General features: G+C 73.9%; 13 protein-coding genes. 8 read left to right on the forward strand and 5 right to left on the reverse strand.

The window, feature by feature from the left end; genetic code table 11:
- Window positions 1-21 precede the first annotated feature (21 nt).
- From ACWCSV_RS00185 to ACWCSV_RS00200, 4 genes are all read right to left on the reverse strand, one after another.
- Complete coding sequence (locus ACWCSV_RS00185; RefSeq protein ID WP_451137623.1) at window positions 22-873, reverse strand: TIGR03619 family F420-dependent LLM class oxidoreductase; 852 nt, start codon at window positions 871-873, stop codon at window positions 22-24.
- Window positions 870-2,159, reverse strand: coding sequence for a serine hydrolase domain-containing protein (locus ACWCSV_RS00190; protein ID WP_451137624.1), 1,290 nt, complete (start codon window positions 2,157-2,159; stop codon window positions 870-872). Before ACWCSV_RS00190 ends, ACWCSV_RS00185 begins: the two co-directional genes overlap by 4 nt.
- Window positions 2,156-3,424, reverse strand: coding sequence for a sedoheptulose 7-phosphate cyclase (locus ACWCSV_RS00195; RefSeq protein WP_451137625.1), 1,269 nt, complete (start codon window positions 3,422-3,424; stop codon window positions 2,156-2,158). The genes ACWCSV_RS00190 and ACWCSV_RS00195 overlap by 4 nt, the downstream gene beginning before the upstream one ends.
- Window positions 3,425-3,521: 97 nt before the next feature.
- On the reverse strand, window positions 3,522-4,814 hold the full coding sequence (locus ACWCSV_RS00200; RefSeq protein WP_451137626.1) for an MFS transporter: 1,293 nt from the start codon (window positions 4,812-4,814) through the stop codon (window positions 3,522-3,524).
- Between the two features lie 237 nt (window positions 4,815-5,051).
- Between ACWCSV_RS00200 and ACWCSV_RS00205 the strand changes: the two genes are divergently transcribed.
- Both ACWCSV_RS00205 and ACWCSV_RS00210 read left to right on the forward strand, forming a co-directional pair.
- Window positions 5,052-8,402: an AAA family ATPase gene (locus ACWCSV_RS00205; RefSeq protein ID WP_451137627.1), complete on the forward strand. Its 3,351-nt coding sequence runs from the start codon at window positions 5,052-5,054 to the stop codon at window positions 8,400-8,402.
- An 80-nt stretch (window positions 8,403-8,482) separates the two neighbouring features.
- Window positions 8,483-9,709: a S8 family serine peptidase gene (locus tag ACWCSV_RS00210; protein ID WP_451137628.1), complete on the forward strand. Its 1,227-nt coding sequence runs from the start codon at window positions 8,483-8,485 to the stop codon at window positions 9,707-9,709.
- A 27-nt stretch (window positions 9,710-9,736) separates the two neighbouring features.
- Here the strand turns inward: ACWCSV_RS00210 and eccCa are convergent, their stop codons facing one another.
- A complete protein-coding gene (gene eccCa, locus ACWCSV_RS00215) occupies window positions 9,737-13,915 on the reverse strand; it encodes a type VII secretion protein EccCa (protein WP_451137629.1) in 4,179 nt (1,392 codons plus the stop codon).
- Window positions 13,916-14,482: 567 nt separating this feature from the next.
- On the opposite strand from eccCa, the gene eccD reads away from it, so the two are divergent.
- The 6 genes from eccD to ACWCSV_RS00245 all read left to right on the forward strand — a co-directional run bounded on the left by eccD (window position 14,483) and on the right by ACWCSV_RS00245 (window position 21,562).
- Window positions 14,483-15,877, forward strand: coding sequence for a type VII secretion integral membrane protein EccD (gene eccD, locus ACWCSV_RS00220; RefSeq protein WP_451137630.1), 1,395 nt, complete (start codon window positions 14,483-14,485; stop codon window positions 15,875-15,877).
- 94 nt (window positions 15,878-15,971) lie between these two features.
- Window positions 15,972-17,549 (forward strand): type VII secretion protein EccB, encoded by a 1,578-nt coding sequence (gene eccB, locus ACWCSV_RS00225; protein ID WP_451137631.1) that lies wholly within the window; start codon window positions 15,972-15,974, stop codon window positions 17,547-17,549.
- Between the two features lie 268 nt (window positions 17,550-17,817).
- Window positions 17,818-18,171 (forward strand): hypothetical protein, encoded by a 354-nt coding sequence (locus ACWCSV_RS00230; RefSeq protein WP_451137632.1) that lies wholly within the window; start codon window positions 17,818-17,820, stop codon window positions 18,169-18,171.
- Window positions 18,172-18,302: 131 nt separating this feature from the next.
- The gene (locus ACWCSV_RS00235) at window positions 18,303-18,611 is read left to right on the forward strand and encodes a hypothetical protein (protein WP_451137633.1); all 309 of its coding nucleotides are present in this window, start codon (window positions 18,303-18,305) and stop codon (window positions 18,609-18,611) included.
- Window positions 18,612-18,619: 8 nt separating this feature from the next.
- Window positions 18,620-19,117, forward strand: a complete 498-nt coding sequence (locus ACWCSV_RS00240) for a hypothetical protein (RefSeq protein WP_451137634.1) — start codon at window positions 18,620-18,622, stop codon at window positions 19,115-19,117.
- A 96-nt stretch (window positions 19,118-19,213) separates the two neighbouring features.
- Window positions 19,214-21,562, forward strand: a complete 2,349-nt coding sequence (locus ACWCSV_RS00245; protein WP_451137635.1) for a hypothetical protein — start codon at window positions 19,214-19,216, stop codon at window positions 21,560-21,562.
- Window positions 21,563-21,644: the final 82 nt, after the last annotated feature.

Below are 21,644 nucleotides of genomic sequence, written 5' to 3' on the forward strand. Positions count from 1 at the left end.
GGGCCGGCCGCCGTTACCGCCTCAACGCCCCACCCGTACGCCGAGCGCGCCCCGCAGGGCGGCCTCGTACGGCGCCAGGAAGGCGTCGATCTCGTCCAGCGGCGCCGACGGCAGCAGCGTGGCCACCTGGTCGACCCCGGCCTCGGCCAGGACGGTGATGACGGCCGGATCGTGCGGTACGCCCATCACGACGATCGGCACGTGCCGGCCCTGCTCCCGGCCGATCTCGCGGACCGCGTCGATGCCCTTCAGCAGCTCCGGCAGCCGGACCGAGCCGAAGTCGGGCATCCAGCCGTCGCCGAAGACGCGCACCCGGTGCGGGGCGCGCGGGCCGGTGCCGGCGACGAGGATCGGCGGACCGGGCCGCTGCAGCGGCGTCGGGAGGACCACCACCTCCTCAAAGTCGACGTGCGGCGAGTGGATCGTGGTGGGCTCGCCCGACCACAGGGCCCGGAGAGCCAGGGCGTGTTCGGTCAGTCGCGCGTTGCGGCGCGCCGGGTCCACGCCGTGCCGGCGCATCTCGTCCTCGACCCAGCCGGAGCCGACGCCGACGTCGAGACGGCCGTCGATCAGCCGGTCCAGGCTGGCCAGCCGCTTGGCCATGGCGATCGGTTCGTGCTGGGCCAGCAGGCTGATGGCTGAGCCCACCCGCAGGCGTTCGGTCACGGCGGCCGCGGCCTGTGAGGCCACGAAGGGATCGAAGGTCTCGCGGAACCGGCGTTCCAGGGTGGGCGCCTGACGGGCGAACGCCAGGGACTGGTGGGTGTGCTCGCAGAAGTACAGGGCGTCGTAGCCGGTGTCCTCCAGGCGGCGCGCCAGATCGGTCACCTTGGCGGTGAGGGTGGTCTGGAAGACCGAGACGCTGATTCTCACGCGGGTACCGCCTCTCCCGCGCCGCGCGACGTCGGGACCACGCCCTGGTCCTGCCGGAGGTCCGGCTCCAGGTTCTGGTCCAGGTCCCGCAGGGCGGACTTCAGGGCGCGGATCAGGTTTCCGGCCCGGTGGTCGTTGTTGCCGATGTCCAGCAGGTGGTTGGGGGTGTACGAGAGGGCGATCCCGGCACCCGGCCATCCGAAGTGCGCCGAGCCGCCGCCGCCGTCATGGCCGAACATGTCGGCGTCGACGCCGGTGCGCGGGGTGCCCTTGAGGCGGAACCCGCCGCAGCCGTAGGCGAAGGGGAATCCGAGCGTCGGGTCCTCCTGCCGTACGTACAGGGCGAGCGCGTCGCGGACCGTCGCCGCACGGGCGAGGCGGCCCGGCTCGCCGTCGGGGCGGTGCAGGTCCTCGACGACGAGTGCGTACAGGCGGGATATGTCGCGGGCGGTACCGACGATGTTCGCGGCCGGAATGTACGCAGTGCGCAGCGCCTCCTCGTTCCACACCACCCTGCCCTTGGGGAACGGGACCGGGTTGGCCCAGATCGCACGGGTCAGCGGGTCCTCGCTGTTGTTGAACCGGTCGTACTGGGCAGCGAACGCGTCGTCGTGGACGACGGTGGCGACCTCGTCGGCCGGGCTGAGGCACCAGTCGATCGCGAGGCCGTTCGGTTCGGCGATCTCGCGGCGGAAGTACTCGCGGAGGGACAGTCCGGTGGTGCGGAAGGTGAGTTCCTCCACCAGCCAGCCCATCGTCCACGGCCCGTAGATCAGCCGGGGCCCGCTCACGGGCTTCTGCTCGGCGAGGGCCCGTGCCATGGCCCGGGCGTCCGAGAGGTCGGTGAGCCCGACGACCCGATCGGTGATCGCGGGGAGGCCCGCGCAGTACGTCACGGCGTCGGACACGGTGATCCGGTCCTTGCCGTGGGCGGCGAACTCCGGCCAGTGGCGGGCGATCGGATCGTTCAGCCGGAGCACGCCGCTGTCGCACAGACGCAGCAGCGTGGTGGCGATGATGCCCTTCGAACCGGAGAAGATCTGGGCGCGGGTGCCGGCCGTCCAGGGGCGCCCCGTCGCCGGGTCGGCGACGCCGCCCCACAGGTCGACGACGAGCCTGCCCCGGTGGTGGACGGCGAACGCGGCGCCGGCCTCGGTCTCGCGCAGGTTGGTCTCGAAGCATTCCCTTACGGCTTCGAAGCCGGGCGCGACGAAGCCCCGGGCGGTGTCCGGGCCGTCGCTCTCCCCGGCGCCGCTCTCCCTCCGGTCGCTCTTCCCGGTGCTCATGCGGCGGCCTCCAGCGTGCCGGTGTCGGCGTCGGCGTGGGAGGCAAGGTGGCGGACCGCGGCGACGATCTCCTCGGCCGTCACGTCGTTCACGAAGACGTGATCGCCGATGCCCCGGGTGAGCGGGAGCCGCTGCTGCCCGTCACGGTGCCGGACGGTGTCCTCCAGGGCCCGCACGAGCAGGTCGGTGTCGGCCAGGGCGTCGTTCCACGGGGTGAGCCCGAGACCACGCATGACGGCGAGGACCCGCTCGGCCTCGGTCTTGGTCATCAGGCCGCGGCCGAGGGAGATGGCCGTGGTCAGGGCCATGTCGACGGCGACGGCCTCACCGTGCAGCAGTTCGGCGACGGAGTGCATCTCGACGGTGGGGCTGAACGTGTGGCCGTAGTCGACGCAGCGTTCGAGGGCGGCTTCCCACAGGTTCGGCTGCAGCTCCTCCAGCATCAGGTGGATGGACTCGTGGGTGATGTACTCGGCCATGTCGGCGTGGAACGCGTCGTCGAAGAGGTCCCGGATGCCGCACCGGCCGGCGCGCTCCAGTGTGATGAACAGCGACTCGGACTTGACCAGCGCGACCTTGAGGATCTCGGCGAGGCCGTTGCTGAGGTGCCGCTCCGGGAGGGTGGGGAGGAAGCAGGTGTCGAGGAGGCTCGTCAGCGGCTGCGCATAGGTGCCGATGCGGTTCTTGCCGGAGCGGTGGTTGACCCCCGTCTTCACGCCGACGCCCGCGTCGACCAGGCCGACGAGCGTGGTGGGTATGCGTATGTAGGGCGTGCCGCGGCGGTAGATGCTGGCCGCGAAGCCGACGATGTCGCAGAGCACGCCGCCGCCGATGGCGATGACGGGCTCGCGGCGGCGGTCCACGCCGAACTCGTCCATCGCGGCGAGGACGGCGTCGACGCTCTGCCAGTCCTTGACCTGCTCGTGGGCGTCGAGGACGAGGGTGTGGGTCTCGAAGCCGTGGGTGTCGAAGTAGCGGGCGATCGCGGAGCCGTAGAGATCGCTGACGGTGCTGTCGACGACGAGCAGCCGCCGGTCGCTGGACGCACCCGGGACGGCCGCGCCGGTCTCGGCCCCGGTCCCGGTGCGGGCGACGCACCGGCGCAGGGTGTCGGCGAGGAAGGAGTCGGACGGGTCGAGCAGGTTGTCGCGCACGACGACCTCGTACGAGACCTGCTTGACGGCCTCCACGGACCATCTGCCCTGCGGTTGCCGCGTGAGTTCGTGTTTGTACGGGACGGCGGAGGTGATCACGGAAGAAGCCACGGAGTCTCCATCGAAAGGGTCGCGGGATGCGGGAGGGCGGGGGCGGCCGGCTGTGGGGGCGGCCCCGGCGGACCCGGCCGGACGGCCGGGAGGGTGGTCAGGCGGTGGTGGGGGAGCCCGCGGGGGCTTCGCCCGTCGGGTCCTGGCGCGCGGCTGTGCGGCTGCCGTCCGCACCGGTACGCCGACGGCGCACCAGGACCCAGGCGAGGGAGGCCGCGAGGGCGGCGGGCGGAAGCGCGATGAGCGGCAGGTTCTCGATCGGCCGGTCGGAGTCGAGCCAGGCCGAACCGGTCCAGCCCGCCAGCGCGATGCCGATGTTGAAGGCGGAGCTGTTGAGGGCCAGGCCGAGGTTGGGCGAGATGCCTTGGGAGTTGGAGGCGACCCAGGTGTTGAGGGCCGGGAAGGTGGCGAAGTAGGCGAGGCCGACCAGGACGGTGAGGATCACGGTCGGTACGGCGCTGCCGGAGACCAGCAGGAGTACGGCGAGTACGGCGAGGGTGGCGGTGACGGTGCCGACCATCGCCTGGAGCACGCGGCCGTTGGCCAGCCGCCCACCGAGGGTGTTGCCGGCGACGCAGCCGACACCGTACGCGAGCATGATCCATACGATCTGGCCGGAGCCGATCCCGGAACCCTTCGTCAGGAACGGGGCGACGTAGGTCACCACGGTGAGCGCGGCCATGCCGGTGAGCGCGGTGACGCAGATGCCGATGACCAGTTCCGGACGCCCGAGTCCGCGCGGTCCGGCCCGGCGCGCGCCGTCACCGGCGGAACCGCCGGCGGCCCCGGCCCCGGTGTCGCTGCCGGCCTCGGGGTGGTCGGCCGGGAAGACGGCCAGGATCACCAGGAGGCTGACCGCGGACAGTGCGGCGACCAGCCAGAACGATGCCTGCCAGGCGAGGTGTTGGCCGAGGAAGACGCCGATCGGCACACCGAGGACGGTGGCGACCGAGAGGCCGAGGGTGATGTTGGCCGCGGCCGATGCCTCCTTGCCGGGCTCGGCGACGCGCATGGCCGCGGTCATGAAGACGACCATGATCGTGGTGTGCACCAGGCCGGTGACGACCCGCCCCGCGACCACCATGGGGAACGAGCCGCCCACGGCGGCCAGAACCGATCCCGCGAGGTAGAGCGCGATGGCCCCAGTCACCAGCTTCTTCGCCCCCACCCGGTCGAGGAACAGGGTCACGATCGGCCCGGCCACGGTCACCGTGCCGGCGTACGCGGTCACCAGCAGCCCGGCCGAACCCTCGCTCACGTGCAGCCCGTCGGCGATGTCGGGCAGGATTCCGGCGACCACGTTCTCACTGGTGCCCAGCGCGAAGGCACCGATCACGAACCCGAGGAACAGGAGCCTCCGGGTCGCCTCATGAGTTTTTGACTGGGTCATGGGGCAGGACGCTAGGGCCTGACATCATGTGAGCCGGAAACAGATGAAGGGGTGAGCTCCGCCACACCCTTGACACGCGGAAAGGTTTCGGCCACCCCCTGGGTCCGTTCCCTGCCGTGTGCGGGGAGGCCCGTAAGGGCACCGACAGGTCCCCCTTCCCCGCCAGGGGGCCGGTATATCCTCCGCACGGGTTGTTGATGATCAACGAGGCCCGCCTGCCGGGCGTGTGGAGGGCCGATGACGCGGCACCTGCTGGTCGTGGACCGCGACGGGGGATCGGGCGGCGGGCTGCGGTCGATCGGTGAGGCGCTGGAGGCGGCCCGCAACGGGTCGGTGATCAGCGTGCGGCCGGGCCTGTACGAGGAGAACCTCGTGGTGGGCAAGATGGTCACCTTCGTCGCGGCCGATCCGCTGGGTGTGGTCGAGATCGCGCCCCCCAGCGGCAGCGCCGTACAAGTACGGGCCGAGGCCGTGAAGTTCTCCGGAATACGGCTGTGCGGTGCCGACGAGGAACTGCCGGCGGTCGACGTACTCCGGGGGCAAGTGGCGCTGGAGGACTGCGAGATCATCGGGGCGGCGTGGACGGCGTTGCTCTCCCGGGGCGAGGGGTCGCTGGCGATGCGCGGCTGCCGGGTCGGCAATCCGGCCGGGGCGGGCGTGGTCGACGTGTCGGCGCAGCCGTCGGTGGTGGAGGACTGCCACTTCGAAGGGCTCGGTACGACCGGTGTCGTGATCGGTGAGGGTGCGGCGACGGTGGTGCGCCGCTGTACGGTGCGCGACGCGCGCGGCAACGGGGTGCTGGCCAACGGGCGGGCCCGGGGCAGTGTCGAGGACGTCGAGGTGTCCGGTACCGGTAAGCCCGGGGTGGCGGCGGAGCAGAACGCGGCGACCCGGTTCGCGCGGTGCCGGGTGGAGCGGTCGGTGGTCGGGTTCCACGTGGCGAGCGCCGGACAGGTCGTGCTGGAGGAGTGTGCGGCGGTGGACGTGTCGGGGCACGCGGTGACGCTCGCCGGGGGCACCGATCCGGTGGTCAAGGGCTTGACGGTGGTACGTCCCGGGGGGTGCGGGATCGTGGTGACCGGGCGTTCCCGGGGCACCTTCACCGACTGCGCCGTCAGCGACGGCCGCAGCACCGGGCTGCTCGTGGACGACGGTTCGTCCCCGGCGGTGAACCGGCTGCGGATCGACTCGCCGTCCGGCGGCGGGGTGGTCGTCACCGGCGGCGCCGTTCCCCGGCTCGACCGGGTGGAGGTCACCGGGGCGGCGGGCGTCGGCGTCCTCGTGGAGGGGAGCGGCGGGGTCGAGGAGAGCGGCGGGGAGAACGGCGGGGAGAGCGGCGGCGGGGCCCGGGACCTCGTGGTGCGGCGGCTGACGGTGGCCGGGGCGCAGCGCGAGGCGCTGGAGATACGCGGCGGCACGGTCCAGGTGGAGGAAGCGGTGCTGGTGGGCGCCGCGTCGCACGGGCTGCGGATCGGCGCGGGCGCCCGGGTGACCGTGCAGGCGGGCCGGATCGCGGACGCCGGGCGCGCCGGGATGCTGGTGGAGGGCGGCGCCGCGCTGACGGTGCTGGACACCGAGGTCGGCGGGTCCGGGACGGACGGGCTGGCGGTGGAGGACGGGGCGGCGATCGTGGTCCGGGGGCGGTTCCTGGACGGCCGGGGCCACGGCGTGCGGGTGGGCCGGAAGGGCCGGGCCACGCTGGACGGCTGCGAGGCGACCGGCGGTGCGGGCGACGGGGTCCGGGTCGAGGGCGAGCACGAGGTGCGCCTGGTGCGCTGTGTGACGGCGGGCAACAAGGGTGCGGGTCTGCGCCGGACCGCCGCGCGGGGCGACGTACGCGCGGAGGAGCTGGACAGCCACGACAACGGTGAGCCGGACTTCTGGGAGAGCGGACCGGAGCAGGCCGGTGAGGGGGCGGACGCGCTCGGCGGGCCGCGTGGGCCGCTCGCCCGGCTGGAGGAGCTGGTGGGACTCCATGCGGTGAAGGAGCAGGTCTCCACCCTCGTCGACCTCAACCGCCTCGCGGTGCGCCGCCGGGCGGCCGGGCTGCCGGTGCCGATGGCCTCCCGCCACCTGGTGTTCGCGGGGCCTCCCGGTACCGGCAAGACCACGGTGGCCCGGCTCTACGGCAGTGTGCTGGCGGCGCTCGACGTGCTGCCGTCGGGGCACCTGGTGGAGGTCTCGCGGGCCGACCTGGTCGCGAAGGTGGTGGGCGGGACCGCCATCAAGACCACCGAGGTCTTCGAACGGGCCCTGGGTGGTGTGCTGTTCATCGACGAGGCGTACACCCTCACCGCGCAGGAGGGTGGCGGCCCGGACTTCGGGCGGGAGGCGGTGGACACCCTGATGAAGCTGATGGAGGACCACCGCGACGACGTGGTGGTGATCGTCGCCGGGTACACCGACCGGATGCGGGGCTTCCTCGGATCCAACCCCGGGCTCGCCTCGCGCTTCAGCCGCACCCTGGAGTTCGAGAACTACGAGGTGCCCGAACTGGTGACCATCGTACGGAGGTTGAGCGACGCGCACCTCTACGTACTGGCCGAGGGCGTCGAGGAGGCGCTCGCCGCGCACTTCGGGCGGATGCACCGGGGCGACACCTTCGGCAACGCCCGTGCCGCGCGGGCGGTGTTCGAGGAGATGGTCGACCGGCAGGCGATCCGGCTCGCGGGCGCGGGGCAGGTGCTCGACGCCGACCTCACCTCCTTCGTCCCGTCCGACGTCAGCGAGGAGGCGGCGCTCACGGCGGCCGGCGGGGAGCGGGCCGGTGGCGCCGGGCTGGAGGACATCCTCGCCCGGTTGCGGGCGCTGACCGGGCTCGACGGTGTGAAGTCCGAGGTGGACGACCTGGTGAGCCTGTTGCACGCGGCGCGCCGCCGCCGTGCCGCCGGGCTGCCCGCCACCAGTGTCGGCCACCACCTGGTCTTCGCGGGCCCGCCGGGTACCGGCAAGACGACGGTGGCCCGGCTCTACGGCGAACTCCTGGGCGCACTTGATGTGTTGCCGCGCGGCCAGCTGGTCGAGGTGGCGCGGGCCGATCTGGTCGGGCGGTACGTCGGACACACCGCCCAGCTCACCCGGGAGGCGTTCGGGCGGGCCCGGGGCGGGGTGCTCTTCATAGACGAGGCGTACGCGCTGACCCCGCGCGGCGGGTCCGGCAACGACTTCGGCCAGGAGGCGGTGGACACCCTGGTGAAGCTCATGGAGGACCACCGCGACGACGTGGCGGTGGTGGTGGCCGGCTACACCACCGAGATGGAACGTTTCCTCGCGTCCAACCCCGGTCTCGCCTCCCGCTTCTCCCGCACCGTCCACTTCGAGACGTACACGGCGGAGCAGCTCGCCGGCATCGTGCGGGACCTCTGCGAGCGGGACGGCTACACCTGCGGCGGGGAGACCGCCGACGCGCTGCTGACGCACTTCGAGGGCGTGCGGCGCGGCGCGGACTTCGGCAACGCCCGGTACGCGCGCAAGGTCATGGAGGCGATGGTGACGAGGCAGGCCAGGCGGCTCACCGCCCTGCCCGACGCGACGGTGGACGAACTGCGGACGCTGATCGCCGCCGACGTTCCGGCGGAAACGCTGTGAGCGCGGGGGGAGTCCGGGACGGGAGCAGGGGCCGGCGTGGGAACCCGGCGCGTACGGCGGCACTCGCGGTGGTACTGGCCGTGACGTGCGCGCTCGCGTCGGCGTCCCCGGCGGTCGCGGCCGACGGTGCGCAGTTCCCGCAGATCCCGACGGTGCTCGACCGCCCCGACGACACGGGCGACTCCGGCGGGGCGGGCGGCACCTGCGTCAAGCCGTCCACGTCGACGAGTACGCGTACGCCGTGGCAGCAGACCACCCTCGCGGTCTCCGGGGCCTGGCCGTTCGCGTCCGGTGCCGGGGTGAAGGTGGCCGTGGTCGACACCGGGGTCGACGCCTCCGGCGTGCCCGCCCTGCGCGGCCGGGTCACGGCGGGCCCGGACGTGGTCTCCGGCGGCAGGGCGGGGACCGACTGCGTCGGGCACGGTACGTTCACGGCCGGGCTGATCGCGGCTGCGCCCCGGTCCGGCACCGGCTTCGCCGGGGTGGCGCCCGGCGCCACCATCGTGGCGGTACGGGTCACCGACCGGTACGGGGCCACCACCGCCGACCACGTCGCCGACGGCATCACGGCGGCGGTCTCGGCCGGGGCCAGGGTGGTGGACGTGCCGATCGCGCTCGGCGCCACGAGCCCCGCGCTGACCCGGGCGGTCGCCTCGGCCGCGAAGAAGGGCGCCCTGGTGGTGGCCCCCGCCTACGCCGCGGCCGACGACGGCACCGGGTCCGGCCGGGCCGGCTCGCCGACTCCGGCCCCGCTCCCGGCGGCGTACCCCGCCGCGCTGCCCGGGGTGCTGGCGGTGGCGGCGATCGGGCCGGGCGGCGCGGCCGACCTCACCGTGGCGCCGGTCACCCGGCCCGGCCTGGCGGCACCGGGCATCAGTGTGCTGAGCGTGGGTCCGGGCGGCTCCGGCGGCTTCACCGGTTCGGGCGCCGCGTTCGCCTCGGCCCTGGTGGCGGGGGCGGCGGCCCTGGTCGTCGAGCGCGAACCCGGCCTTAAACCGGACCAGTTGATCACTCGCCTGGAGCGCACCGCCTACCACGCCGCCGCCGACGGCCAGGATCCGCTGGTCGGCTGGGGCACCGTGCAGCCGGTCCGCGCGGTGTCGGAGGTTCTGCCCACCGGCGCTCCGGCCGAGCCGGCGGCAGGTGCCGTACGCCGGCCCCCGCGGGTTCCGGCGCCCGCCGCCCGTACCGCCGCGTACCAGGCGTGGGCGGTGGCGGCGGGCGCGGCGCTGCTGATCGCGCTGACGGCGCTGGCGGCGGCCGCCCTGCCGCGCGCCCGGCGCCGGAGGGCCGGTACCCGCGCCTGACGGTGGCGGTGGCCGCCGTCAACCGGCTCACTCCGCAGGCTCGTTCGCTTCCACCAGCCCGGTCTGCACCTGCTGCGTTCCGCGCCGGGTGATGTAGAGGCCGCGGCCGGGGGGCAGCAGTCTCGGCTTGACGTTGCCGACGAACGCGCCTTCGGAGGGCTGGCAGGAGAGCATCACCGTCGGGGTGTTGACCTCCAGCAGCTTGCGCAGCAGCGGGTCGGAGAGGGCGCGGGAGGCGCCGTTGGCACTGCGGGCGACGATCAGGTGGAGGCCGAGTTCGGTGCCCTGGACGAGGTGGTCGAAGAGCGGTGCGAAGGGGCTCGGCGCGCCCAGGCCACCGCCGCCCAGCATCTCGTGGTCGTCCACGAGGAGGAAGAGCCGGGGGCCCTTCCACCAGTCGCGCCTGGCGAGGCGTTCCGGGCCGATCTCGGGTCCGGGGACGCGCTCCACGATGCCCTGGGCCGCGCCCAGAACCAGCTTCTTCGCCTGCTCGGCGGAGACGGCGTAGCCGAGGCGGTGGGCCTCCGGTACGGAGTCGGAGAGGGTGCGCCGCAGGTCGACGGTCATCACCCGGGCCTCGTCGGGGCCGTACCGGGCGACGACGGCGCGGGCGATCAGAGCGAGCAGGTTGGTCTTGCCGGACTCCGCGTCGCCGACGACCAGCAGGTGCGGAGAGGCCTCGAAGTCGTGCCAGAAGGTCTCCAGGCGCTGGTCCTCGACGCCGAGCGGGACCCGCAGATCGCCCTCGGGGGCGGGGAGCGCCGCGGCGGGGAGGGTGAGCGGCAGCATCCGTACCGGCGGGGCGGACGGGCCCTGCCAGGCCTCGGCCACCGACCGGGCGAGCGCCGCGAAGCCCTCGGCGTGCCCCGGGGTGGCCTGGCCGGTGCCGGTGCCGGTGCCGGTGCCGGTGCCTATGCCGGTGCCTGTGCCTGTGCCTGTGCCTGTGCCGTCGGGCTCGTCGAGGCGGGGGAGCGCGGTCAGGAAGTGCAGCCGTTCGGCGGTGAGGCCGCGTCCCGGGACGGTGGGTACGCCCGACGCGGCCCGCATGTTGATCATCGAGTCGACGGGGTCGCCGAGCCGCAGCTCGAAGCGGGTGCCGAGCTGGTCGCGGAGGGCGCCGCTCATCTCGCTCCAGCGGGTGGAGGCGACGGCGAGGTGGACGCCGAAGTTGAGGCCGCGGGCGGAGATCTGGTTGAAGACGGGGAGTAGTTCGGAGAAGTCCTGACGGACCGTGCCCCAGCCGTCGACGACCAGGAACACGTCCCCGTACGGCTCGTCCGCGAACTCCCCGCCGGCCCGGCGGCGCCGGTAGTCGGCCATGGATTCCACGCCGTGCTCGGCGAAGAGCCGCTCCCGGCGGGCCATCAGCGCGGTGACCTCGGCGACCGTGCGGCGTACCCGCTCCGGGTCGAGGCGGCCGGTGACGGTACCGACGTGCGGCAGGGCGGCGAGCGCGGAGAGCGAGCCGCCGCCGAAGTCCAGCCCGTGGAACTGCACTTCGCGCGGGGTGTGGGTAAGTGCGAGGGAGGCCACCAGGGTGCGCAGCAGGGTGCTCTTGCCGCTCTGCGGGCCGCCCGCCACGCCGACGTGGCCGCCCGCCCCCGACAGGTCGGCGAGGAGCGGGTCGCGGCGCTGGTCGAAGGGCCGGTCGACGACGCCGATCGGGACGCGCAGGGCGGGGCCCGCCGCGGAGCCGGTCTCCGGGGCGGCGCCGAAGCCGCGCGCCGCGGTGGTGGTGAGCGGCGGGAGCAGGGCGGCCAGCGGGACGGGGGTGTCCAGCGGCGGCAGCCATACCGGGTGGGCGTCCGGGCCACCGATGTCGCGCAGCCGGTCGAGGGCGACGTCGAGCAGCGAGCGCGCCCCGGCCGCCTCCGTCTCGGGTACGGGGTCGGGTACGGCCACCGGGAGGCGCCGGGGCGCCGCCCAGGCGGCGGTGAACGGGGTGACCTGCCCGGCGACGACGGCCTGCCGGGCGGCGCCGCGCGCGCGGCGGCGGTACGGGCCGGAGACGTAGGCGGCCTTGAAGCGGGTCAGGCTGCCGACGTCGTTCTTGAGCAGGCCGCTGCCCGGCTGCGAGGGCAGGGTGTACGCGTCGGGGACGCCGAGGACGCTGCGGGACTCCATGGCGGAGAAGGTGCGCAGGCCGATGCGGTACGAGAGGTGGGACTCCAGCTGGTGCATGCGGCCCTCGTCGAGGCGCTGCGAGGCGAGCAGCAGGTGCACCCCGAGCGACCGGCCGAGCCGGCCGATCATCACGAAGAGCTCCATGAAGTCACGGTGCGCGGCGAGCAGTTCGCTGAACTCGTCCACCACGACGAAGAGCGTGGGCAGCGGCGCGAGTCCGGCGCCGCCGGCCCGGGCGCGCTCGTAGTCGAGCGCCGAGGCGTACGAACCGGCGCGGCGCAACAGTTCCTGCCGGCGGATGAGTTCGCCGTGCAGGGCGTCCTTCATCCTCTCCACCAGTGCGGCTTCGTCGGCGAGGTTGGTGATGACGGCGGAGGTGTGCGGGAGTTGGTCGAGTCCGAGGAAGGTCGCGCCGCCCTTGAAGTCGACGAGGACGAAGTTGAGGGTCTCGGAGGAGTGCGTCATCGCGAGGGCGAGCACGAGGGTGCGCAGCAGTTCGGACTTGCCGGAGCCGGTGGCGCCGATGAGCATGCCGTGGGGCCCCATGCCGCCCTGCGCGGACTCCTTGATGTCGAGGAGGACGGACCCGCCGTCGGCGCCGAGGCCGATCGGTACCCGCAGCCGGTCGGCGGCGCCGCGATCGCGGAGCCGGTCCAGGTCGGTGCCGTGCAGGTCGGAGACGCCGAGCAGGCCGGTCAGCTCCATGTCGGTCTCCAGCGGCTGGGCGCTCTGCGCGCCGGTGCCGGGCCGGTACCGGGCCACCGACCGGGCCAGCGCGAGGGCGGCCTGGGGGCCGAGGGCGTCGGGCTTGCCGACGGGGCTCTCGGTGCCGTGGCCGTTGTGGTCGGTCCCCGCCATGTGCAGCGCGTCCGGGGTCACCCGCAGCCGCAGCACGGTGCGCGGCGCCTTGCGCGTGATGACGCCGCGCACGTCGACGACGACGGTGTTGCGGTAGCCCGTACCGGCCACCCGGGCGTCGGCGGGCACGCTGCCGGTGTCCAGGACGACCACGGTGTACGGCTCGTCGCGGCTGGGCGCGGCGTCCGGAGTGAACGGGGGCCGGCCGGTGAACTCCTCGCCGAGGAGCTGCTCCAGTTCGGAGACGGTCTCGGCGACCAGCCGTACCGGGCCGACCGCGTCCCGGTCGACCGGGTGCTGGGCGTGCGGCAGCCACTTGACCCACTCCCAGGCGGGCCGGGCCTCGCCGTCGGCGACGACGACCACGGCCGCCTCGCCGGGCGCGTGCAGCACGGCGAGCTGTCCGAGCAGGGCGCGCACCATGGCGCGGGCGGTCTCCCGGGCGGCCGCTTCGTGGTCCGGCCCCGCGGAGGTGGCGCTCCCGGTGCCCGCGGACGTGCCGGACCGCGTGGCGCTCCCGTTGCTCCCCGTACCCGTACCCGTACCCGTACCCGTGCCGTCCGGGGTCAGCACGATCTGCGCGTACGTGCGCAGCCGGACCGCGACCGGCATGCCGGGGACGCTGGTGTAGGCGCGTACGAAGCGGCGCAGGGCGTGCGCGGAGAGCGGTTCGAGGTCCTCGACGGGCTTGGTGGAGAGCGGGGCGAGCGGGGTGGCGAGGGACTGGGCGCCGGTCGCGATGCGGATCTCGGCGAAGTCCTGGTGGGAGGTGCGGCGTTCCCAGAGCCGGTCGGTGCGGGCCAGGGTCCACAGCGCGGTCGGGTCGGGGTGGCGCCAGGTCTGGGCCTGCCGCTGGTCCTGGACGACCTTGCGGACCCGGCGCCGGCTGGTGGCGAGGTAGCGCAGGTAGTCGCGGCGCTCGCCGCGCAGTTTCCGCTTGCGGTCGGACGCGCTGCGGACGAACTGGCTGACCAGCATGGCGACCGCGGACATCGCCATCATGCCGATGGCGACGTAGGTGAGGACGCTGCCGCCGCCGCTCTCCGGCTTCAGGAAGATCAGCACCATGCCCATGGAACTGAGCGCCATCGGGAAGTAGGTGACGATCCCGCCCATGGCGCCCTGCGTCTCCGGCAGCGGCGGCGGTTCCTGGAGGGTCAGCTCGCCCTGCGGGGGCGGCGGTCCGGGACGCCTCGGCGGGCGGCGGAATGTGACGGTGCTCACGTGCTGGCAGGTCCTCCCCGCGCCGGGCCGGAGCCCGGTCGCGCTGTGCCCGGCACCGGAACCCCCTGGACGTGCGGGGCCCTGGTGCGTACGGGCGCGCGGAGCGGGGGCGGACGGCACGTACGGCCGTGGGCACGGGCTCGCGCGTCCGGGGACGCTTCGGTGTGACGGAGGACGACGTGGCGTGGACGTCCACCGGCGGTGACGCGATCCGATCCCGGTCCGGGGAACGGTGGACGGCGTGCCGGCGAAGCGCCGGAGAACCGTGGGAGTCCGGGCGGTGCCGGGTCCGGGGAATGCCGGCGGATCGGGCCGTCGGCGGCATGTTCCGGCCCGGTGGGGCGAGTTCCGGCCGCGTGGCGGTGATCCGACTGTTCGTCATCCTGCTCGGGTCGCGTGTGAATGATCACGATAGTGTTTGGCCGATTCCGCGTCGAGCCCGGTCGAGTCCGGTCGAATCGGTTTGAGTTCAGTCGAGTTCGGTGGGGTTCGGTCGGCTTCGGCCCATTCCGGTCAATATCCCGGTGTGGTTCGCCCCGGGGATCCGAGGCAGAGAGCGAGTTGGAGTTGAGCGACACCGTCGTGGAACTGTGCCGGCTGACCGTCAGGGCTCCCGGGACCGTCTTCGAGCTGGCCGTCCCGGTCGACGTGCCGGTGGCCGAGCTGCTGCCGGTCTTCGTCGACCTCGCCGGTGGCGGTCTGCACGAGGAGGGCCTGCTGCACGGCGGCTGGTCCCTCCAGCGTCTCGGTGGTCCGCCCCTCGACGAGGAGGGCACCGCGCACTCGCTTGAGCTGCGCGACGGCGAGGTCCTCCATCTGCGGGCCCGCGACGAGTCCCTGCCCGAGGCGGCCTTCGACGACCTGGTCGACGGGGTGTCCGAGTCGCTGCGCGCCCGGTCCGACGCGTGGGACCCCGCGCTGGCGCGGGTGGCGCTGCTCGGCGGCGCCGTCGCCGCGCTGGCCGCCGGGTTCGTGACGCTGGCGCTGCCCGGGTCGGCCGCGGTACGCGGCACGGTCGCGGCCTGCCTCGCGGTGCTGCTGATCCTGTGTGCCGCCGCGGTGTCGCGGGCGGTCGGCGACGCGGGCGGCGGCGGGGTGCTGGGCGTGACCGCGGTGCCCCACCTCGCGCTGGCCGCCGCCCTGATCCCCGAGGGCGGCAGCCCGCACGCGGTGCTCGGCGCCCGGCTGCTGTCGGCCGGGGCCGCCGGTACCGGGGCGGCCGTGCTGGCGCTTGCGGCGGTGGCCGCGTGCGGGCCGCTCTTCCTCGGCGCGCTCTGCCTGGCGCTGGCGCTCGGCGGCGGCGGGGTGCTGGTGCTGGCCGGCCTCGACCTGCCGGAGGCGGCCGGGGTGACCGGCCTGGTCGCGGTGGTGCTCGGCGGGTTCGCCCCGAACCTCGCCTCCCGGCTGGCCGGGCTGCGGCTGCCGGACCTGCCCAACGACGCGGCCCAGCTCCAGGAGGGCATCGAGCCGCACCCGACGGCCGCCGTCGCCCTCCGGGCGGAGCGCGCCGACCGGCTGCTGACCGCGCTGCTGGCCGCGTTCGCCCTCGTGACCGCCGCGTCCGCGACGGCCGTGCTGACCGGTCCCGGGGAAGGCGGTGACGGCTGGCCTGCGCCCGTGTTCGGCCTGCTCCTGGGGGTGTTGCTGCTGCTGCACGCGCGACGCATCGGCAACCGGTGGCAGCGCCTCGCGGTGGTGACGGCCGGTGGATACGTCCCGCTGCTGGTCGCCTTCCTGGCCGCCGCGCACGGCACGCTCGCGGTCCGGCTGGAGGTGATCGCCGGGCTGACGGCGGTCGCCGCCGTGGCCGCCGTCTCCGCGTGGACCGTACCGGGACGCCGCCTGGTGCCGTACTGGGGCCGGGCCGGCGACCTCGTCCAGACCGCCGCCGCCGTCGCGCTCGTCCCGCTCGCCGTGCTGATCGCCGGGGGCTACGGCTACCTGCGCCACCTCGGCGGCTGACCCCGCGCTGTCCCTCTTACCTGCTCCACCGCCCACCACGCACCGGGTCCGGCCCCGCGGAACTCCCGCCGGCGCCGGACCGCTGGGAGAGACCATGCAGTCGCGACGGGACCAGGTCCAGGCCCACATGTTCCTGGCCAGCAGGATGTCGGCCGCCATGCTGCGCGCCGAACCGGACGCCCCCGACCACCCCACCGGCCGCAACTGGCGCGGTGCCGTGGGTGGTCTGGTGCTCGCCGTCCTGATCGGCGTCGGCGTCGGCATCTACGGCCTCGTCGTGCCGGAGGGCGACGGTTCCTGGGCCACGGCGGGCGCGTTCGTCGTGGTGGAGGACTCCAGCGCGCGCTATCTCTACGCGGGCGGCGCGCTGCACCCGGTGCTCAACCAGGCCTCGGCGAAGCTGATCGCCGGGGACGGCATGTCGACCCACACGGTCTCCGCCGCCGACCTATCCGGGACCCCGCACGGCGACCCGTTCGGGATCGTCGGCGCCCCCGACACCCTGCCGGGCGCCGGAAGCTTCTACGGCGGCTCCTGGTCCGCCTGCGCGGCCCCGTCGTCCACCGGTGGAGCCGACGCCGACGAGGACGCTCCGGCTGGTGCCCTCGGGCTCACGGTCGGCACCGTCGCCGGTGCACGCGGTCTGGCCGACGGCGAGGGCGTCCTCGTCGCCTCGCCCTCGGGCGGCACCCAACTCCTGTACGGGGGACGCCGCTTCCGCCTCGACGCCGCCAGCGGCGCCGCCGACGCCCTGAGCTGGCCGGCCGAGGACGCCGCCGCCGTCGACGACGCCCTCCTCGACACCCTCACCGCGGGCCCCGACATCGCCGTACCGCCGGTGTCCGGCCGGGGCCGCCCCGGGCCGGGACTCGACGGTGCCGCCACCCGGTACGGTCAGCTCTTCACCGGCCCCGGCGACCACCGCTACCTCCTGCGCGAGGACGGCCTGGTCGAGCTGACCGGCCTCCTCTACGACCTGGTGCGCGGCGACCCGAAGACCCAGTCGCAGGCGTACGGGGGCGGCGCGGTCGTCCCCGGTACGGTCGGCGCCGCCGACCTGGTCGCGCACCGGGCCCCGGCCGCCACCGCCGCCGCACTCGCCCAGGGACTGCCGCCCACCGCTCCCCGGCTGGTCGCCGCGGCGGGCCGGGCGGTCTGCGCCACGGCCGAACCGCGCGCCGGGAAGGCCCCGGCGGTCAGCGTGGCGCTCGCCCCGGCCGCCTCGGTGGCCTCGGGCGCCCCGGCGGTCCAGCCCGGGGTGCGCGCGGGCTGCCTCGCCGCCGACCGGGTGTCGGTGCCGGCCGGGAAGGGCGTGCGGGTGCGGGCCGTCTCCGCCTCGGGCGGCGGCGGCAGCGACTACCTGGTGACCGACGCCGGGGTGCTGTACCCGCTGCCGACGGGCGCGGCGAAGACCCTCGGCTACGACGGGGTGGCCCAGGTCGGACTGCCCGCCTCCTGGCTGGAGCTCCTGCCGGCCGGACCGGCGCTGGACGCGGCTGAGCTCGCAGACGGCGGCATCGCGCAGGCCGCCACCGGCCCCGCGGCGCCCGGCGGGTGCGTGGCGGCGGCCACCGAGGCTCCGGACGGCGGGGACCACCGGGGCGACCGGGACCAACGGGACGTCAGGGACCGCCGGGACGCGCCTGCGGGGAAGCCTTCCGGGAACCCGTGAGTGGCTGAAATTCCGTCATATGTGACTCGTAAGTAGAGCTTGATCGGTAAGTTTTCGAAGGAGTAGCGTCAACTTTGTTCAACTAACACTCTTTTACGGTTGCCACAGCCGTCACTTGCGTGGTTCACCGTGACAGAGCGGTACGGATGCGACCGGTGTCTTTCCGGAGCATGTCCGGCCCCCGGTCCGGCCGGGGGCGCATTTCGGCCAGCGACCTCGCGTACCCCGGTGGTGCGTGCGGCGACCTCAGGGGAAAGGCGGCAGCCCGATGGCGACTTCGGTGGCGCACGACGCGCAACTGATCCAGCAGGCACTCACGAGGCTGGAGGAGCAGATGAGCAAGATGAGCTCGGCGGCCTCCAGCATCGAGAACATCAGCGCCGGAGTGCAGGCGCACTACGTCGCCTCGTCCAGCAAGATCTTCGCGCAGCGGATGAACGACTGGATCGAGCAGTACAACAAGGCGGCCCACCAGGTGAACCGCCTGCACGAGGCGCTGACCGAGGCCATGTCCAAGCTCACCACCGCGGAGGGCTCGGCGGCGGAGTACGCGACCGGCTGGTCCCCCACGGCCGGCGTCGACGACATCAGCTCCATCAGCTCCGTCCTGTCGGGCGCCTGACACTCCCGTCCGGCGCCCGGCGCACCTGCCCGGCACCTGGCACCCCGGTCCGTCGCGGACCGCGCGTTCCGCCCGTACCGCCCGGCGCGCCCCGACCGGCACGCGCCGCCGCCCACACCTGAGGAGAGACCGTGGCCGACAGCTCCGACGTCCAACTGCTCGTCAACGAGGCGAACAACGACATCCAGGAACTCTTCAACACCAACAAGGTGATGGTCCAGGACCTGGACGACATGCTCACCGAGGTGGGCGCCATCCTGAACAACAACACGCAGATCTCCGGTGACTGGCAGGGCGCCTGGTCCGAGACCCAGACCGTCGTCAACTCGGTGATCACCGCCATGAACACCGACCTCCAGGAGGGCGTCAACGCACTGCAGGAGATGGTCGACGCCCAGATCCGCGGCGACGTGAACGCCGCCGGCAGCTTCTCGCGCTGAGGACGGCCATGACCACCCCGTCCCTCCCGACCACCCCCACCGCCTCGGCCCCCACCATCGAGGTCGGCGAGGAGGTCCTGGAGGGCTTCGAGAAGAAGATCGCGAGCAGCGTCAAGGAGGCCGACGCCAAGGCGGCCTACCAGGAGCTGGTGCACTACGCGACGGCGTCCGGGTTCGGCCCCTCCGGCTTCAACAAGCTGCTCGCCGGCTCCACCGACAACTACGAGGCCGCGAGGGATCTCGCCGCCCGGCTGACCGGCTACTCCGCGGCGCTGGAGGGCATCTACACGACCTTCCGCAACGCCGTCGACGACCTGCGGATCGACCTCGGCCAGGTGCGGACGCTGATCGGCCAGGGCACCGACGAGGCGGAGGCGATCGCCGCCTCGTGGCTCGTGGAGTACCTCTCCGGGATCGTCGGCGACGTGAGCAGCGCCCACGGCGGCACCGGGGCTCCTGCCCCGACCACCCCGACCACCACGAAGACCACCGTCCCGACCACCTGACCGTGCGGGGGCCGGCCGGTCCCCGTCCCCGTACGACCACCGCGCCGGCCCGGCCCCCGGGTCCGGTGCGGCGGTGTTGCAGAGAGGCGAGCGAGCATGGCGACGTCCGACGGCGTCACCCCCGACTGGGAGACGGTGCTGGGGTACTTCGCCGCAGCCGGAAGCACCGTGCAGGCCCGCGACGACATCGGGACGGACGGCGGCGCCTCGTGGTTCACCAGTTACGCCGTGTACCCGCAGGCCGATCCGGAGCACGACTACAACGGCGAGTTCGACGTGTGGAACTCCACCCTCTGGTCCGCCCTGGGCAAGGAGTACGCCTACGTCTGGGGCGTGAAGCTGGACGACGCCTTCCTGAAGACCGGGCCCGGCACGGACACCGCTCTCAAGCGCTGGCTGAACCAGGGCGAACTGATCCTCGGACCGCTCCTGGACGACTCCCGGGGCAACGGCACCACCAGCCTCGACAGCTTCGGTGCCGCCGTCGGGATGATCCGGGGCATGGACGCCCTGATCGGCTCGTGGGGCACCACCATGAAGAGCTGGGCCACACAGGTCGGTGACGGGACGGACTTCAGCGGGTCTGCCGCCGACGCCTTCGAACGAGCGCTCAACGACCTGGAGCTGGCGACCGCGAAGCTCCGGGCGGAGATGTCCGCGGACACCGTGGTGGGCGCGCTCGACGACGCCCGCAACACGCTGTACGGCGTCCTCTACAACCTCCGCCGGGACAGCGCCGAGTACCTCGCGGACCGGATCAGCCTCCCCGCCAACGCCACGCACGACACCGTCATGTCGACGCAGTACCACGTGAATCCCGGCACCGTCACGACCACCACGACCACGTACGGCTCCATCTCGACGAACTCCAGCGTCGTCGTACCGCCGACCGTGTCCTCCCTCGGCACCACGGTGGACACGCAGGAGTACTGGGACCGCATCCAGTCGGCCGCCAAGGCCCTCTGGACGGGGCGGGTCACCACCCTGCTGGACACCCCGGCCGGGGGCAACATCTCGCAGCTGACCTCCGCCTACGGAGCCGTGTCGGCGGACCTCACGACGGCCTCGCCCCGGGGCGAACTGCTGCCCTCCGGCGAGTCGTCGGTGATCAGCAGCCTCGGCGCACCGGTGGACACCAGTACCCCCGGCGGGGACGGGACGGTTCCCGCCGGCGAAGACACCGACATTCCGGGCGGAACCGACACGGATGCGACCACTGACACCGAGACGGTCCCCACCGGCAGCGCCGGCGATCTCACCGACAGCCTCGACGACGGGTCCGCCGGCGACCTCGACGGCAGCTCCCTCACGGACACCTCGCCCGTCTCCACCACGACCACCACGCCGACCGGACAGGGCCTCGACCTGGCCGCCGCCAACCAGAACGCGCAGAACGCCGCGGCCGGACTGCTGACCCCCGGTACGTCGACCACCACGACCACCACCGGAACCACCGGCACCGGCGGCGCCCTCGCCCAGGAGATGGTCGTCGGCGCGGACGGCAAGCCGGTCCTCGACTCCGACGGCAGCCCGCTCCTGGTACCGCACGGCTCCGTCATCAACCCCGACGGCACGATCACCGCCCCCGGCGGCTCCACCGTCACCAACGCCGCCGGCAAGGCGGTGAAGGTGCCGAGCGGGTCGAAGCTGGAGGAGGCGGAGAGGGTCGTCGACGCCGAAGGCGAGCCGGTCGTCCGGAACGGGCAGACCGTCACCGCCCCGCAGGGCTCCAGGATCAACGCGGACGGCACGATCACCACCCCCGACGGCACCACGCTCACCGGCTCCGACGGGCGGTCCGTCGTGGTGCCCGAGGGCTCCGCCCTGGTCCCCGCCACGACCACCACCGCACCGGGCGCCGGTACCGGCACCTCGTGGTCCCACGGGTCCTCCCTCGGCGGTTCCTGGAGCACCGTGACGACCGGCAGCACCGGCAGCACCGGCAGCGGTACCGGTACCGGCGGCGCGCTCCACGAGGCGAGCGCCGCGTCCTCCGCCCTGCAACGGCTCGCCACCTCCTCCTCCGGCGCCCTGAACCCCGCCTCCTCCCGGTACGCGGCGGCGGCCGAGGAGGCGTACGGCCTCGGCTCCACGGGGCGGAGCTCGACCGTTCCGACCGGCGGGGCGGGGACCGCGACCACCAGCATGAGCAGCCGCGCCAAGGCGGCCGGTGCGAGCATCGCCGAGGAGGAGGCCGCCCTCACCAGCAGGTCCGGTCCGGCGAGCAGGTCCGGTCTGGCGGCCGAGACCGCCGCGGAGGAGGCCGCGATGATGAGCAGGACGGCCACCACGAGCGGCAGCAGCCCGATGGTCCCGCCCATGGGCGGTGCCGGTGCGGCAGGAGGCCAGGGACAGGGCGACCGCGCCCGGCAGACCTGGCTGGACGAGGACGAGGACGTCTGGGGCACTGCGGAGGTCGGTACCCCGGGGGTCATCGGTGGCTGACACCGGCCGGGCACCGGCCCGGCACAGGCGTACGTCCGCCGGACTTTCCGCCGGACTTTCCGCCGGACTTTCCGCCGGACTT

It is taken from the genome of Streptomyces sp. NPDC001770, assembly GCF_053596135.1.